General features: G+C 35.5%; 12 protein-coding genes. 6 read left to right on the plus strand and 6 right to left on the minus strand.

All coding sequences use genetic code 11. The features are described from left to right. Nucleotides 1-75: 75 nt before the first annotated feature. From LU301_RS03960 to LU301_RS03970, 3 genes are all read right to left on the minus strand, one after another. Nucleotides 76-1,488 (minus strand): efflux transporter outer membrane subunit, encoded by a 1,413-nt coding sequence (locus tag LU301_RS03960; protein WP_305272803.1) that lies wholly within the window; start codon nucleotides 1,486-1,488, stop codon nucleotides 76-78. Between the two features lie 61 nt (nucleotides 1,489-1,549). Beyond that, nucleotides 1,550-3,604: a MacB family efflux pump subunit gene (locus tag LU301_RS03965; protein ID WP_305272806.1), complete on the minus strand. Its 2,055-nt coding sequence runs from the start codon at nucleotides 3,602-3,604 to the stop codon at nucleotides 1,550-1,552. An 18-nt stretch (nucleotides 3,605-3,622) separates the two neighbouring features. Next, the gene (locus LU301_RS03970) at nucleotides 3,623-4,918 is read right to left on the minus strand and encodes an efflux RND transporter periplasmic adaptor subunit (RefSeq protein WP_370692223.1); all 1,296 of its coding nucleotides are present in this window, start codon (nucleotides 4,916-4,918) and stop codon (nucleotides 3,623-3,625) included. 174 nt (nucleotides 4,919-5,092) lie between these two features. Here LU301_RS03970 and LU301_RS03975 point away from each other — a divergent pair, with 174 nt between their 5' ends. Beyond that, entirely contained in the window at nucleotides 5,093-5,449 is a 357-nt protein-coding gene (locus LU301_RS03975) for a DUF4124 domain-containing protein (RefSeq protein WP_305272813.1), read from the plus strand. 40 nt (nucleotides 5,450-5,489) lie between these two features. Here the strand turns inward: LU301_RS03975 and yccS are convergent, their stop codons facing one another. Both yccS and LU301_RS03985 read right to left on the minus strand, forming a co-directional pair. Further along, nucleotides 5,490-7,667, minus strand: coding sequence for a YccS family putative transporter (gene yccS, locus LU301_RS03980; RefSeq protein WP_305272816.1), 2,178 nt, complete (start codon nucleotides 7,665-7,667; stop codon nucleotides 5,490-5,492). A gap of 223 nt (nucleotides 7,668-7,890) precedes the next feature. Beyond that, nucleotides 7,891-8,610 (minus strand): nitroreductase, encoded by a 720-nt coding sequence (locus LU301_RS03985; RefSeq protein ID WP_305272819.1) that lies wholly within the window; start codon nucleotides 8,608-8,610, stop codon nucleotides 7,891-7,893. A 209-nt stretch (nucleotides 8,611-8,819) separates the two neighbouring features. On the opposite strand from LU301_RS03985, the gene LU301_RS03990 reads away from it, so the two are divergent. The 5 genes from LU301_RS03990 (at nucleotide 8,820) to LU301_RS04010 (ending at nucleotide 15,775) form a co-directional block, all read left to right on the plus strand. Continuing rightward, nucleotides 8,820-10,046, plus strand: coding sequence for a DcaP family trimeric outer membrane transporter (locus tag LU301_RS03990; protein WP_305272822.1), 1,227 nt, complete (start codon nucleotides 8,820-8,822; stop codon nucleotides 10,044-10,046). A 108-nt stretch (nucleotides 10,047-10,154) separates the two neighbouring features. Further along, nucleotides 10,155-11,339 carry a DcaP family trimeric outer membrane transporter gene (locus LU301_RS03995; protein ID WP_305272825.1) on the plus strand — a complete coding sequence of 395 codons (1,185 nt, stop codon included), beginning with the start codon at nucleotides 10,155-10,157 and terminating at the stop codon, nucleotides 11,337-11,339. Nucleotides 11,340-11,683: 344 nt separating this feature from the next. Further along, the gene (gene gltS / locus LU301_RS04000) at nucleotides 11,684-12,964 is read left to right on the plus strand and encodes a sodium/glutamate symporter (protein ID WP_305273944.1); all 1,281 of its coding nucleotides are present in this window, start codon (nucleotides 11,684-11,686) and stop codon (nucleotides 12,962-12,964) included. A gap of 433 nt (nucleotides 12,965-13,397) precedes the next feature. Further along, nucleotides 13,398-15,224, plus strand: coding sequence for a phosphoenolpyruvate carboxykinase (GTP) (locus LU301_RS04005; RefSeq protein ID WP_305272828.1), 1,827 nt, complete (start codon nucleotides 13,398-13,400; stop codon nucleotides 15,222-15,224). Nucleotides 15,225-15,355: 131 nt separating this feature from the next. Beyond that, nucleotides 15,356-15,775: a hypothetical protein gene (locus LU301_RS04010; RefSeq protein ID WP_305272831.1), complete on the plus strand. Its 420-nt coding sequence runs from the start codon at nucleotides 15,356-15,358 to the stop codon at nucleotides 15,773-15,775. Nucleotides 15,776-15,920: 145 nt separating this feature from the next. Here the strand turns inward: LU301_RS04010 and LU301_RS04015 are convergent, their stop codons facing one another. After that, complete coding sequence (locus LU301_RS04015; protein ID WP_305272836.1) at nucleotides 15,921-17,270, minus strand: anthranilate synthase component I family protein; 1,350 nt, start codon at nucleotides 17,268-17,270, stop codon at nucleotides 15,921-15,923. Nucleotides 17,271-17,277 lie beyond the last annotated feature (7 nt).

Here is a 17,277-nt window from a genome sequence, read left to right on the forward strand (position 1 = left end):
ATGGATGTATTTACTATATTTTACTTGATATAAATGTAGATGTATAGCTTATATCCACATTTCATCATATTTGATTTAAGGTTGTACCGATGGTAATACGATAGGCGAACCACCTAATGCTTGTAACAATGTAACATAAGCATTATATTGATTTTGCTTACTTTGTAACCATGAGAGATAGGCAGAACGCGTATTTTGTTGAGCATCAAGCACATTTTTTAGGGCGATTGCTCCATGTTTATAACGTACTTCGGTGAGCTGTTGAGTTTTTTCGCTTAATTCTAAGGTTTTCTTATTGAGTTCAACTTGATTGTTGGTTTCCGTACGATTGGCAAGGGCTTTTTCCACATCAGCAAAAGCCTGATACAACGTTTGACGATATTGAATAATGGTTTTTTCGTATTCTAAATCGCTGATTGCTAGATTTTTTTTCATATCATTGACTTGTAAAAATGGCAAATTGAGACTTGCTCCAAGAGCCAATGTTGGATTTTGAATTAATTCAATCAATGATGTACTACGTGAGCCTAAACTGCCTGTTAAACTGATTGATGGATAATAGCTAGCTTTGGTTGCATCTTTTGTGGCAAGGGCTTTACGTAAACGATACTCTGCGGCTTGTAAATCAGGACGGCGAGCGAGTAACGTAGCGGGTAATCCTGCAGAAATTTCAGGGAGTTGGATTTGTGCTAAGCGTGTTGGCTCATCAAGTGATAATTCTTGTAATGGCTGATGGAGTAAGATGGCTAGAGCTGTCCGAGTTTCAATCAGCTGTTGTTTGATTTGGCTGATATTGGAATATTGACTTTCAACAGCGTGTTGGGCTTGAGTTAATTCTAATCGTGAGACCGCACCTGCTTTAAACTGAGCTTGTACAATGCTCAATAATTTTTTTGATGTCTCTAAATTGAGTTGAGCATAATGTTCACGTTCATGCAGATAAGCAAGTTGCCAATATAATTTGACTGTTTCAGCGATTAAACTTTGTGCTGTTGCTTGTAAATCTTGTTCTGTGGCAATGGCTTCCCATTGACTAGCTTCACTTTGTTTTGCCAATTTGCCAAATAAATCTAATTCGTAGCTCACACCTGCATTGAGTGAAAGTCCATTACCGCTGTCATCGCCTGAGTTTAAATCGATACTATGTCCAGTGGAAACACCTGCATTGGTACGAATGCCCTGTTGATTTTTTTGCAAACCTGCTTGTAAACGAGCCTGTTTCAGATTGATACCTGCGACTGCTAAGTTGCTATTTTTTTCTAAAACTTGTTCAACCAAATAATTGAGTTTTTTATCGCCAAATAATGTCCACCAACGGTCAAGTTGTTCAGCATTAAGCAGAATAGAATTTTTCTTGACTTCATCTTGTTGGAAATTTTCTGGTATAGCAATATTAGGTGCTTCGTAAGGTGTTTTGACTATTGCTGTACACCCACTTAATAATAATGTAACGAGTGAAATAGAAAGTAATGTTTTTTTCATCATCATTGTCCTAAAAATATGGATAATATTGTGTCAATATTATCCATGATTAGATATTAAAGTACATTTATTCTCTGGATAGCGCAACCACTGGATCTAATTTGGACGCATTATTGGCAGGTAAAAAGCCAAAAATAATCCCAATTAAACTCGAGCAGATAAAGGCAGAAATAATCGATGTGGTTGAATATGCCATCATAAACTCACCGCCTGCCATCGTATTAAACACTTGTCCGACTGCAAAGGCAAATAACACACCTAAAATACCGCCAATTAAACAGACTAACACGGCTTCTATCAGGAATTGTTGTAGAATATCGCTTTGTCTTGCACCGACTGCCATGCGTACGCCAATTTCTTGCGTGCGTTCCGTTACCGAAACGAGCATAATATTCATTACCCCAATACCACCCACAACGAGCGAAATTACCGCAATTGCAGAGACGAGGAGCGTCATGGTTTGTGTGGTTTCTTCAACCATTTCACGGATACTATCAGCGTTTTGTGTGAATACATCTTGTGCATTATGTCGTTGTTCTAATAAAGCTAAAATCGCATTTTCTGCTACTGCACTTGGATATTCATCTTTAATACGCACTACAATATTCCGTACATGAGCTTGCCCTAAGATACGGCTCATCACTGTACTATAAGGTAGATAGACAGTTAAACTATCTGACGACATCATACTCTTTTTTTCGGCTTGTAATACGCCGACAATACGTACAGGCAATTTCCCTAAAAAGATAACCTGTCCGATTGGGTCGCTATTAGCAAAAAAGGCTTTACGGGTATTTTCATCAATCACAGCATTTTGGGCGAGTTGCAGGGTGTCGCTTTGATTAAACGCTTGACCTTGTGCAAAATTTAGCCCTTGTACATTAAAATAATCTGCACTCACGCCTTGAATATTGGCTGTAGCTTCAGTTTGTTGATGACGAGCAGTGAGACTAGTCGTTACTAATGGTGATACTGCTTCGACATAAGGTTGTTGAGCCAATGCATCGGCATCGGCAGGAACAAGCGTTCGCCGATTCGCGGTACGAGAATTATCGCCAAAGCCACGCCCTTGAAACACGGTAATGGTATTAGTTCCCATACTGCTGATGTCATCTAAGATTTTTTGTTGTGTGCCATTACCCAACGCCACGACTGATACCACGGATGCAATACCGATAATAATCCCCAACATGGTCAAAAATGTTCGCATACGATGGGCATTCATCGCCAATAATGCCATATGGAAGGCTTCAGAAAAACGGTCTATAAATGCTCGCCATGCATTGATGTTAGGTTTATGCTGAGTACGTGATGTAGATTGAATTTGTGTTTGTGTTGATGTTACTGACGTATTTTCAAGTTTAGTTTCTGGAGAAACCTCTTCTTGTTGATAGATATTTTCAGGTACATTGGCACGGTCAGAAATAATCATACCATCACTAATTTCAATAATGCGTGTTGCATTTTTCGCTACATTGGCATCATGCGTTACCAAAATGATGGTATGTCCTTTGGCATTGAGTTCACGCAAAATCCGCATGACTTCAATACCACTTTTTTTATCCAATGCTCCTGTCGGTTCATCAGCTAAAATCACATCACCGCCATTCATCAAGGCACGAGCGATGGAGACACGTTGTTGCTGTCCGCCTGATAATTGATTTGGACGATGATGTAAACGTTCGCCCAAGCCTAATTCGCTCAATAATTCTGCAGAACGTTGATGACGTTGTTCCGCTTCAATCCCTGCATATACGGCTGGGACTTCCACATTGCCCGATGCGGTTAAATCACCCAATAAATGATAACGCTGGAAAATAAAACCAAAATATTCACGGCGAAGTTGAGCGAGTTCATCAGCCGTCAGTTGTTGAGTTTCTCGCCCATTGACAAGGTAACTGCCTGTGGTCGGCTTATCTAAACAGCCTAAAATATTCATCAACGTGGATTTGCCTGAGCCTGATTGTCCAACAATTGCAACCAATTCTCCTGCATAAATTTTTAAATCGATACCTTTTAAAATTTGTACGGTTTGTTCTCCTGCAGGAAATTCACGTACTAATTGTTTGACTTCGAGCAAGGGCCGTGCCGATGGTGCGGAGATAGATTCAATATCAGTCATGATGTATTTCTCAATCCCTTAGCGTGGCGGCATACGATTACGTTTGGCACTGTCATTTGACTTATCATTACCATCAGCGATAATTACCTGTTCGCCTGCATTTAAACCACGCAAAATTTGTACATTGACACGGTTATTTAAACCAACTAAGACAGGTTTTTCAATGACTTTATTATGTTCCAAGACCTTGACTGTGCCTAAGCTAGCTTTACCTTCGTCAATCAGAGCTTTCTCATCATCGGTTAATTCTAAACTTGGGGCTTTATTGTCTTTAGCTTCTGGTTTAGCATTTTGAGATGTAGATGGAGTAGATATATTTGTTGATTTTTTCGTTTTGTCATTTTGTAAAGCTGCTACAGGAACAGTTAATGCATTTTTTGCTTCATTGAGAATAATATATACTTGTGCAGTCATATCGATGCGTAATTTACCATCTTCATTGGGTACATCAAATAAAGCATTATAATAAATCGCTGTGTTTGATGATGTCGTGGTACTATCTGATTTAATCGATTTTGGTGCAGGCTCAACTTGACGTAAAGTCGCATAATGTTTTTTATCACTGCCTAAAGTGGTAAAGTACACTTTTTGACCTTGTTCGACTTTCATCACATCGGCTTCGGAAATCTCTGCCTTAATCGTCATGGTATCCAATTTTGCTAATTTGACGATAGTCGGTGCAGATTGATTAGCATTCATGGTTTGACCTTCTTCGGTAATAATTGCCACAACTGTACCGTCCATTGGGGCAACAATACGCGTATAAGCCACATTTTCTTTGGCTGTTGCAATACTTAAATGCGATTGTTGAATTTGTGCTTGAATAATTTTTATATCTGCTTGAGCAGTTTTGAAATTAGCAAGTGCATTTTCTACTTCAGCTTTTGAAGTTGCATCTTGAGCGAACATTGATTTTTGGCGTTGATATTCAGCATTTAATTTATCTAAATTGACTTGTTTGGCAGAAAGCTGTGCTTGTAAACTGTTGAGATTTGCTTCAGCAGTTTTTAGGGCATTTTCTTGTTGTACTGAATCGATATGGGCAATCAATTGTCCTTGTTTGACTTGCTCACCTAATTGTACATACAATTTTTTCACTTGCCCTGAGACTTGAGCTCCGACACTGACTAATTTTGAGGCTTCTAATGTGCCTGTTGCCAATACATTACTTTCTAAATCTTGTTGTATAACTTGGGCAGTGATATAACTTGGGGTTTGTTCTTTGGGTTGCATATAATACCACGCACCGCCAATTATACTAGCAAGAATGAGAGACAAAATAAGCCATTTAAGAGGTTTTTTCATATTTAACATTAAGAATAAAAAATCGTAAAAATATTATACGATGTAAATGAGAATAAATCGTGAATAAAAATGTAAATTGGCAAAACGTATGCAAAAAATCACAAAAAATAATTTGATTTTCACTTAAGATAAAATACAATAATGTGATATAGTTCTATTTTTATAATTTTTTAGGTAAAGATTATGATAAAACCAATTTTGCTTGGTACAGTGTTAGGTTTAGGTACATTGAGTACAGCAACTTTTGCCAATGATACATTTTATAAATGGGTAGATGCGAAAGGTTCAACACATTATACACTGACTCCACCACCTAAAGGTGCAAAATCATTAGGTACGATGAAAACTTATCGTGATTATTCATTACCAACTCAACCAACGCCAGCACCTGTGAGTCAGCCTGTATCGGAGCAACCAACATCACAAGATAATTCATCACAAACTGTAGTGGCTGAGCCTGTAGCAGAATCATCAACTACACAACCAACGAATATGCCTCCACGTAATCCTAATGCACAATATATTCCATTACCACGATAATGTGATATGAGAGGCTAAAAAATTTTAGCCTCTCATTGTTTTATAAAGATGCTAATGCACTCGCTTGTGTATCTTGTTGATACAATAATTTTTGTTTGAGTGTTTTTAATTGTGGTAATAAATTAAGCATCAAATATGCTTGTTGTAAGATAATTAAAATTAACTCATATTGTGGATGTTCGTTATCCAAAGTTTTGCGATATTCTTGTAATTGTTCAATGAGCGATAATTCAGGTTGTTGGTCATTGAGTAAAGAGTCTTCAATCGCTTGATACATATCATATAAAAAGTTTAAAGTTTGCTCATCTTCCAATTTGATGCGATGGGTTGCCAATGCACCAATATAGCTTAAAAAAGTATGATTTAAACATAAAAACTCAAATGCATTATGTTTTTGAATAACATCAAAATGTGGTTCGGTCGCTAAAGTTGAAATTAATGAGGCTAAATCTGCATCACGGTTATGTGCTTGACGGCGAATACTACGATAGTGCAAACTATTATCTCGCCCTGCTTGATATTGAGCAATAGCGACTTTTAAATAGGCACATTCACTTTTGAGTGCATTTTGTACATGTAAACCCAATCTGCGAAATTTCCAATCAGGCCAAATCAGCACCATACCTACCCATGCAAATAAACAGCCTAATAGCGTATCAAAAAAGCGAGGTATTATAGCGGTAGTACCCCCACCATCAAGGTTAAAATTAATCATTGCTAAAATAGTCATAAAAGCAGTAGCTTGAGCATATTGTTTACTGCGTAATTCAAAAAATAATACACCGCTAATGACTAAAATAATCAACTGTCCTTCAAGTGATGGAATAAAAGTTAAAATACCATAAGCGACTAAAATTCCTGCTAAAGTTCCTATAATACGCAAATATAAACGGCGTTTAGTGGCGTTAAAGTTGGGTTGTAGTACGAATAATGCGGTCAGTAAAATCCAGTAACCATGTTCAAAACCTGTAATTTGTACAAAAATATAAGTGAAAAATAGTACAATAGATAAGCGAATGGCATGACGGAATAGTACTGATTCAGGTGTAAAATTTTGTTTGACACGCATCCAAATATCTTGCCAACCTTTTAAATCATCATCAACTAAATAATCATCAGTCATGTTTTGTTTAGGTTTACTTTGAATATGCCGTTCAGATTCTAAGCTGACAAATTGGGCATCAATTGCTTTTAAATTTTGAAATAGGGCAAATAATGCAGTAATAATAACAGGGTCGTATGTACCTTGATTACGCACTTTTTCTAAAGAAATACGCAAATTTTGAAAGGCTTGCACAAATTGTTTAGAATGTTGATATTTTTCCTGCTGTCTTAAGCTATGACTTAAATCTTTACAGGCTTTACCTTGCATGGTTAAAATACGTTGAAAACGGAATAAAATATCGCTATGTTGGAATAATTGACTTAAACGCTGATAATCAATATGGGCAGAATCGGCACGTTCATGAATATCTTGAGCAACAAAATAATAATGTAAACTCCGCCGTGTATCAGATTGACCACGGTCGCCTTTTAAACGTGTAAGTAAGGCAACACGCAATTCATTAAATAGACTAATCAATTTTCCATTTTCAAGTGATGCATCAATAGTACTTTGTTGATAGCTTTTAGGCGTCATATCGGCATCAAATAAATTGGATTTACTGAATAAAAAATTACCTAATTCTGAATAACTTGCTGATAATTTTTGTTGTACTTCACGTACAGGGAAGAGCAAGAATGTAATACTTGATAAAAAACCGTACCACATTGCCCCCATGACTAATAATGATGCTTGTGTGTACCAATTATCAAATAAATCCACGCCGAGCATACTATAAACAGAAACGAGTAAACAACCATAAGAAATAGTGGCATAACGTCTACCAAGTGAGCCAAGTAAAATCCAGCCAACACATGAGACCAATAAACCGATGGCAAATAAAATTTTATAGGGAAATAAAAAATAAATTGAAACAGATGTAATAAAAAAACCAATATAAGTGTAAATTAAATTTTGAATACGCACTGAAAAACGGTCATCAATATCGCTTAAACCCGCCGCAACAACACCTAATGCTAATGGAATAGTATAAAGTTGTTCGCCCCACCAATAGGGAAAACTCACTACACCTGTAAAAGCGATGAGCATACGAATGTTATAGAGTAAGGTGCTATTATTACCAAATTTACGGATTTTTTTACGCCATGTGTTCATAATAAATAAAATTGGGTGATTGTCATTTGTTTAATTTTATGTGATATTTTACAAAGTTTAGCACTAAATAAATAGATGATAGTGAAAATAATTATAAAGTTGGACTCATTTTTTATCAAAAATAAGTTAATAAATAGGTTTAGTATAACAATATAAATGATTGAAAATAAATAAAAAAGTAAGGTGCATATGATGCACCCTATATCAATCTGCTGAAAAATGATTATTTTACAAAAACTGCAAAATTTTCTACTGGTTCACGTGGTGTTTTAAAACTATTGACGATGTCATTTTCATCAGCATAACCAAGTGCAATGGTGCAAACGAGTTCTTCATCATCATTTGCCCCAATGGTTTGAAGTACAATTGGATGATAATGGTTAAAAGCTGCTTGTGGGCAAGTATCTAAACCACGAGCTTTGGCTGCAATCATCACGTTTTGCATCATCATAGCGATGTCCATTTTAGCACCAATACCCATAGCTTTATTTACCGTAAAAAATAAGCCTACTGGTGCATCAAATAATTTAAAATTACGGTCTTGTTGTGCCGCCATTTTATCTTTATCGCCTTTTTGAATGCCTAATAAACCATATAAACCCCAACCATTTTCACGACGACGGTCAATATAAGGTGAAATCCAAGTTTGTGGATAATATGGGAAAGTTTCTTGACATTGTTCTGCTAAAGTTGGATTGGTTTTAATCTCTTCTTTAGCTTGGAAAATATTTGCGATTAATTCATCACGCTTTGCACCTGTAACCACATATACTTTCCATGGTTGAGTATTTGTACCTGATGGTGCACGACTCGCCACAGTTAAAATATCTTTGATTATATTTTCATTAACTGGTGTGTTTAAAAAAGCACGCACGGAATGGCGAGAAGTAATTGCTTCATCAACAAGGCGGACTTGTTCTGTATTTTCTGTATTCAATGTCATGGAATTGTTCCTTAAAAAATCAAATTGAGAAGTTGAATTGCTATATTCTATAACGTTTTGTATAAAAAATGGTAAATTAAATAGATAATTAGTCTAATTTTTGCAAAATATTTTGTAAAAAAGTCAAAATAAATATTTACAAACTGAAAAATTTTAATATAGAATGCCAACATGATGTTCAAATATCCGTGTTTATTAAGGAGTTTTGTATGAAATTGACATCTCATAAATTAGCTAAAACGAGTTTAGCTGTTGCATTATTAGGTCTTTTAACAGGAACAGCTCACGCATTAACGCCAGAGCAAAAGGAACTTCAACAACTCCGTGCAGAATTAAACGCACTTAAAGCAACTGTACAAGCTCAACAAGCACCTGTATCAGTGGTATCTGCACCTGTGGCAAAATCAGGCTCGGCACTTTCTCTACAAACTAAAAATGGTGCAGAAGCAAAAATTTATGGTTTCGTTCGTGCGGATGCTTATTACAAAATTAAAGGTAATGATGCAACAAGCTGGCAAGTATGGAATGACATTGCAAATGCTCCACGAGGAAATAATGATAAAAAGCTAAACACAACTGTGGCAACAACACGTTTAGGTTTAGATTTCGCAACACCTGTCGCTGGTGATAAAAAAGTTGGTGGTAAAATTGAGGCTGACTTTATTGGTGGCGGTAACATTAATGGTGCAAATTTACGTATCCGTCATGCATATTTAACTTATGGTAATTGGTTAATTGGTCAAACTTGGTCAACATTTAATGATTTGAATTTCTTACCAAGTATTATTGACTTTAATTTGGCAGCAGGTCAAGGTGCACAACGTCATCAAATGGTACGTTATGAAACTAATATTGCACCTACAACTAAAGTCGCTGTAGCAGTCGAAAAGAGTACAGCTTCTGACCGCACACCAAATTTAGTGGGGCGTGTACAACAAAAATTTGCAGGTGATGCAGGTTTAATATCTGCTCGTGCATTTGTAGGCGAAGCAAAACGAGAAAATGAAAAAGAAGTTGCTTGGGGTGCTGCAGCAGGCGTATCTTATAAAGTAAGCAATGATTTAAAATTAATGGCAGACTATAACCATATAAAAGGTAATACTCAATATATTGCTACTGGTATTAACCCAGCTATTGCTGGTTTTGATGCAAATGGTGATTTGGTATTAAATGAATTTGATTCTGTGAGTGTAGCTGCGAACTATAATATTAATCCTAAGCTTGCTGGTGCAGTTGGTTTGGGTTATATGAAAGCTAAAGATAAAGGTATTGCAACTGCAAATGAAACCATTACACAAGGTTTTGCGAATGTAGTGTATAAACCAGTTCCTGCTGTAGGCTTTGGTTTAGAATATATTCATGGTGAGACTGAGCAATTTAACGGTACAAAAGGTCAAGACCAACGTGTAGGTGTGAATGCAACTTACAGCTTCTAATTTAATTATCATATGATATTAGATTAAACTTAGCCACATTTTATAACCTGATTTTTCAAGTTATAAGATGTGGTTTTTTATTATTTTTATTTAATTGGGTGAAATAATATGAAATTAAAAACAGTAACATTTGTGTTTGCTTGTATGGCAACAACAACGATGGTTCAAGCATCAAATGTAGATCCTGAAGAATTACGTCAATTGCGTGAAGAAATTCAAGCATTAAAAGCAGTTGTTGAGCAAAAACAACAGCAACAAGTAAAATATCAATTACAAAATGCACCAAAATTAAACACTAAAAATGGTGCGGAAGTAAAACTTTATGGTTTTGTACGTGCAGATGCTGGTATTAAATTAGATGGTACATCAAATACTTGGAATAATATTGCTGAAGCTAATACAGGTAATGATGATGTGAAATTAAATACATCAATGGCAACTACACGTCTAGGTTTTGAATTTAAAACACCAACCAAAGGTGGACATTTAGTTGGTGGTAAGCTAGAAGGTGATTTCCGTGGCGGTAGTAATAGTGAAAATGGCAATGGCTTTCGTGTACGTCATGCTTATGTAACCTATAATGATGTATTGGTAGGGCAAACTTGGTCGGTCTTTAATGATTTAGATGTATTACCCAATATTTTAGATGATAATTTAATTGCAGGACAAGGTGCAGACCGTACGTTACAAATCCGTTATGAAACTAAAGTTGCACCACAAACTAAGGTTGCGGTTGCACTTGAGCGTAATAAAAATTATAACCGAGTACCAAACTTGACTGCCCGTGTACAACAAAAAATGGCAGGCGATAAAGTTCATGTTTCAGCACGTAGTTTTGTGGGTGAAGCTCATGACTCTAATGCATCAAATGATAAAAAACTAACATGGGGTGTGGCAGTTGGTGCAGCTTATAATGTAAATGATAACTTGACTTTAATGGGTGATTATAATCACATCAAAGGTAATCAGCAGTATTTAGAGCAAACCAATACACCTTATACAGTAAATGCAAATGGTAAATTAACATTAAGTGAATTTGATGCAGTAAGTTTAGGTGCTAATTATAAATTTACACCAAAAGTTTCTGGTACAACAGGTGTTGGCTATATTAAAGCAAAAGATAATGGCGTTGGTACAAATCGTGAAATCAAACAAGGTTTTACTAATGTAGTTTATAGTCCAGTTGAGCCTTTAAGCTTTGGCGTAGAATATTTATATGGTGAAGCAACAACGTTTGCCGATACAAAAGCAAAAGACCAACGAGTTGGTTTATCAGCAACATATAATTTTTAAGTTGTAATTTGCATTGCTAAATCGATTCAAAATCTGTTAAACTAGCCAACTTGTCTATTGATTAGATAGGTTGGCGATAATTTTTTAAATTATTGCTTGTTATTCATAATGTAAAAATAAATAAAGATAAGTGAGCTATATTATTATGGCTCTACACTATAATTGATAACATGACTTAAGCAAATAAGACGATTTATTTGACTTATTTGTATTCGCTTTATAGTGATGATTTATTATATATTATTTATCTTTACATTTCCGTATTTCTTTAAATAATATGCAATGCTAATGTATATTATATTAAAAGAGTATTAATTTAGACACATTCTCTTAAAGGAAATCGTATAGAAATTACTTTAGATGCCTTTTATACCTTAGTGATTGCAGTAGCTGTACTCATGCTTGGGCGTGTATTGGTTAATAAAATCAATTTTTTACAGCGTTATAGTATTCCTGAAGCGGTTGCGGGTGGTTTGGTTGCATCATTAATTGGTTCATTGATGTTTGCATTTGGTAATTTTACTATAAATTATGATGCTGATTTACGTACTGCTTTAATGTTGATGTTTTTTACATCAGTAGGTTTAAGTGCTAATTTTAATCGTCTTAAAGAAGGTGGTGTAGGCTTAGCTATATTTTTAGTTGCAATTAGTTTGTTCATTGTTTTACAAAACTCTGTAGGTGTTGGTTTAGCAGCTATGATGGGTTTAGATCCATTAATGGGCTTGGTTGCGGGTTCAATCACTTTAACAGGTGGTCATGGTACAGCAGGTTCATGGGGTGCAACTTTTGAAAATACTTATGGTTTACAGCACGCAACTTTGGTTGGTATGGCAAGTGCGACATTTGGTTTAGTTTTAGGTGGTATTATTGGCGGTCCATTGGCGAATTTTATTATTAAACGTCATGGATTAGCTGCACCAAAGACACAAGAGCAACAAGAAAAACAAGAAGAGAAAAATACGAATACGAGTGATGAAGAACCAACCAGTAGTACAGAATTTGTTGCTTTTCAAAATCCTAAACAAGTGCGTTTAATCACGACAGAAAATGCGATTACGGTATTGGGCTTATTTGCTATTTGTTTGGCATTTGGCGATTATATGACGGGCGTATTTAAAGGTTCAGAAAGCTTTTTAGCAAAACTACCAACTTTCGTATGGTGCTTAATGGCAGGTGTGGTCGTACGTAGTGTGATTGAAAATGTATTTAAAGTAAAAGTTTTTGACCGTGCGATTGATGTTTTTGGTAACGTATCATTATCACTTTATTTGGCAATGTCGTTGGTTGCTTTAAAATTATGGCAATTATTAGATTTAGCTGTACCATTATTAATCATTTTGGTAGTACAAACTTTAATCATGTTATTATATGCCTATTTTGTAACTTTCCGTCTTATGGGGAAAGATTACGATGCAGCGGTTTTAGCAGCAGGTCATTGTGGTTTTGGTCTAGGTGCAACACCAACTGCAGTTGCAAATATGCAATCGGTTACGAGCCGTTTTGGTTCATCACATAAAGCATTCTTGATTGTACCGTTATGTGGTGCATTCTTGGTGGATTTAGTGAACTTAGCAGTCATTACAGGTGCGATTGATTTGATTAAGAAATTTTTTGGTGCTTAATCATGAGATAAATTACAACTTATGTTGAGTTGTGGATTTTAATAAGGACGAAAAATTTTCGTCCTTATTACTTGTAAACGTTTTATCATCAGTATAAATATAGCATGATACTAAAAGGCAATGTTGATGATTGATAAAAACCATATCATAACAAAGTTTTTATTTTGATATTAAATATTTGATTTTAAATATTATTTATTTTTTTAATGTTTGTTAATAAAAATATAAATTACATGAATATTTGTTTAAATTGTTGTTTTATATTGTATTTATTTAAAATAAAACTTACTTTAAAAATATTAACCCCTTATATTTTTTTTAAATTTATGGTTTAATATAAAGACTTTTATATTTTTTATACTCATTATCATTTTGTATTTATTATATTATACATTTTTGATAATAGTTTTTAATTTCTCATATAGGTATAACCATGACCACAGTGAACGCACCAGAATTCGTTCGTCACCCAGCATTAGTACAATGGGTGGAAAAGATTGCTCAATTAACAAAACCTGCAAAAATTGAATGGTGTGACGGTAGCGATGAAGAGTATCAACGTTTAATCGACTTGATGATTGCTAACGGCACAATGAAAGCATTAAACCAAGAGAAACACCCAAACTCTTATTTGGCTTGTTCAGATCCAAATGATGTAGCACGTGTGGAAGGTCGTACTTTTATTTGTTCAGAAAAGCAAGAAGATGCAGGTGCAACAAACAATTGGGTTGCACCTGCCGAAATGCGTCAAACATTAAATGGTTTATTTGATGGCTGTATGCAAGGACGTACAATGTATGTGGTACCATTTTCAATGGGTCCTTTGGGTAGTCATATAGCACATATTGGTATTGAAATTACAGATTCGCCTTACGTGGTTGTAAGTATGCGTAAAATGGCACGCATGGGTAAAGCAGTTTATGACATTTTAGGTACAGATGGTGAATTTGTACCATGTGTTCATTCTGTAGGTATGCCATTAGCTGAGGGACAAAAAGATGTAACTTGGCCATGCAATGCGGAAAAATATATTGTACATTACCCAGAAACTCGTGAAATTTGGTCATTTGGTTCAGGTTATGGCGGTAATGCGTTATTAGGTAAAAAATGCTTTGCATTACGTATTGCGTCTGTAATGGGTCGTGATAATGGTTGGTTAGCTGAACATATGCTTATTTTAGGTGTAACCAATCCACAAGGCGAAAAGCATTATGTGGCTGCTGCATTCCCATCAGCGTGTGGTAAAACTAATTTTGCAATGCTCATCCCACCAGCGGGTTATGAAGGTTGGAAAGTTGAAACTGTAGGCGATGATATTGCGTGGATTAAACCAGGTAAAGATGGTCGTTTATATGCGATTAATCCAGAAGCTGGTTTCTTTGGCGTTGCACCAGGTACAAATACTAAAACTAACTCAAACTGTATGTCTACATTAACTCATGATGTGATTTATACGAATGTAGCAATGACTGAAGAAGGCGATGTATGGTGGGAAGGTTTAACAAAAGAAGCTCCAGCGAATTTAATTAACTGGAAAGGTCAAAAGCATACTGGTGAAGAAAAAGCGTCTCACCCTAATTCACGTTTTACAGTATCAGCAGGGCAATGTCCATCGATTGACCCAAATTGGGAAAATCCTGAAGGTGTGCCAATTACTGCATTTATTTTTGGTGGTCGCCGTGCAGATACAATTCCATTAGTATCAGAAGCATTTGACTGGGTTGATGGCGTATATAAAGCTTCAACGATGGGTTCTGAAACGACTGCTGCAGCAACAGGTCAGCAAGGTGTAGTACGCCGTGATCCATTTGCAATGTTACCATTTACAGGCTATAACATGGCTGACTACTTTAACCATTGGTTAGTTATGGGCGAGAAAGTCGCTAAAGTTGCACAAGAAAATGGCAATCAATTACCGAAAATTTTTAATGTAAACTGGTTCCGCCGTGATGCTGAAGGTAACTTCGTATGGCCTGGTTTTGGGCAAAATATGCGTGTTTTAGAATGGATTATTAACCGTTGTAAAGGCACAGCAAATGCCGTTGAAACACCAATTGGCTATGTACCTACCTATGAAGATTTAAATTGGACAGGTTCTGATTTCTCTAAAGCAGAGTTTGAACAAGTCACTTCTCAAGATAAAGAGTTATGGGTAAAAGAAATTGAAAGTCATACTGAGTTGTTTGATAAGTTAGGTGAGCGTTTACCGAAAGCATTAAAACAACGTCAGGCTGAATTATTAAAAGCAGTACAAGCATAATTGCTCTATTGTTATTGATGATAAGTAATTGACCGTGAAAAAAGCCGTTGAGTATCATTCAAAACGGCTTTTTTTATCATTCTATGCTATAATTTAGCGTATTGATGACATTGAGAATTTAGGTGAATATCATGAAAAAAGTGCTTGGATTAGTATTGGTAAGTTTTGCTTTGACTGCTTGTCAAACACCAGCGAGTTATAATGGTGTAACAGGGTATCAGGTAGAATCTAAAACTGAGCAATCAGCAATGATTACTTATACGATGGCAAAACGTATAAATCAAGCGGTGAATGAATCACGTTTACAGCAAATTTGTCAGCAAGTTTTAGGCAAGCAACAAAAATATCATATTCAAATATTAAACCAACAAGAGATTTCTGCACCTAAAGCTCAAAATGATGATTTTGGTGTGCGTATTGGTGAGAGTCGCATGAAAGTGGCTTTTTCTCATAGCCCTGAATTACATAATAGCGAAGGTTATGCAGGTCGCCAAGTATTAGAAACGCGTCCGAATACTTTAACTGTGGTACGTTATCAATGTCAAAAATAAGCTGAAATTGATGTAGAGATAAAGATCTAAAATTGGGTCTTTATCTTGGTTGATAGCGATTTTAGATAGAGTTGATTGTAGGGGTTTATTATATAAACCCTTTGTAAAATCAATTACTTGGGCGTATATAATACGCCCCTACTGCTCATTTATGAAATGAATTTAAAATATTTAATATCGTTCCAATTTTATCAAAACATTCTTGATATTCCGCATCAACATTTGACGCTATGGTAATACCACCACCAGCCCAAACCGATAAATCTTGTTGATATTTTTGAATAGTACGAATTAAAATATTCCAACGTCCTGTTCCATCAAAATTAAAATAACCTAAACTTCCGCAATATGCACCACGAGCATTTTGTTCCAGTTCATCAATAATTTGCATCGCACGGATTTTGGGTGCTCCTGTAATCGACCCCCCTGGCAAAGCCATCATGAGCATTTGATAAGGGTGAATGTCATGTAATTGTGCATGAATTTCACTCACTAAATGATGAACTTGATTAAAACTTTCTACTTCAAATAATTTTGTAGTTTTAACCGTTCTTGTTTGAGCATAAACACTTAAATCATTGCGTAATAAATCGACAATCATCACATTTTCGGCTTGGTCTTTTTGCGAATGTTGTAAGGTTTGACGATTTATTTCATCTTGTGCATTATCTGCATGACGTGGTAAAGTCCCTTTTATTGGACGGGTTTTGATATGCTGTGGTGTGTACCATTCAATAAATAATTCAGGAGAGCAACTTAATAATTCAAAATCATCAACCTGTAAATAACCAGCAAAAGGAGCTTGTGTACGTTGCCATAATTCATCAGCGATGCTGAGTAATGAGCCATTGGCTTGTGCAATAAATTCTTGTGTTAGATTAATTTGATAACAATCACCTGCTATGATGTAGTCTTGGACGTGTTGAAATGCATATTGATAATCTGATTTAGACCATCGTGCTTGGCAAGGTGTTGTTAATTGTAATGATGGAATATGATTTTCTTTTGCTAGGTCATCAATCAATAATTGATACAATTGTTCAGCACAAGTTTCATCACTATAAAAAGTATAGTTATTTTGAGAATTTTTAGTAATAAAACTACGATAGCAACCAAGATAGGTGCTTGGTTGTGGACGTTGTCTAATAGATTGTTTTAAATGAAAATTTGCTCCATCATCATAGCTAACAAAACCAATATAACCGCCTGTAAATTGACTAAAATTTTGATATTGTTCAGGATTGATATTTAACCATTCTATAATGGCTTGATGTGCTTCGGCTTGTGGTAATTGCTTTAAGCATTGATAGCTAAAATCATGCTGACGTTGATAATAATAGGCTGTATTTGCTTGGATTTGCCAATAGCTTTCAGGTAAATAGGCAATCACAGGGCAATGGTTATCATATAAATAAACCAAACCTGTACGAGATTTAAGCTGTTTTAATAGTTGGCTTTCGTGTTGAATGCTGATTGGTACGTCAAATACAGGCATAAGTAAA

Source organism: Moraxella sp. ZY210820 (assembly GCF_030674635.1).
In the GTDB taxonomy this organism is placed as follows: Bacteria; Pseudomonadota; Gammaproteobacteria; order Pseudomonadales; family Moraxellaceae; genus Acinetobacter.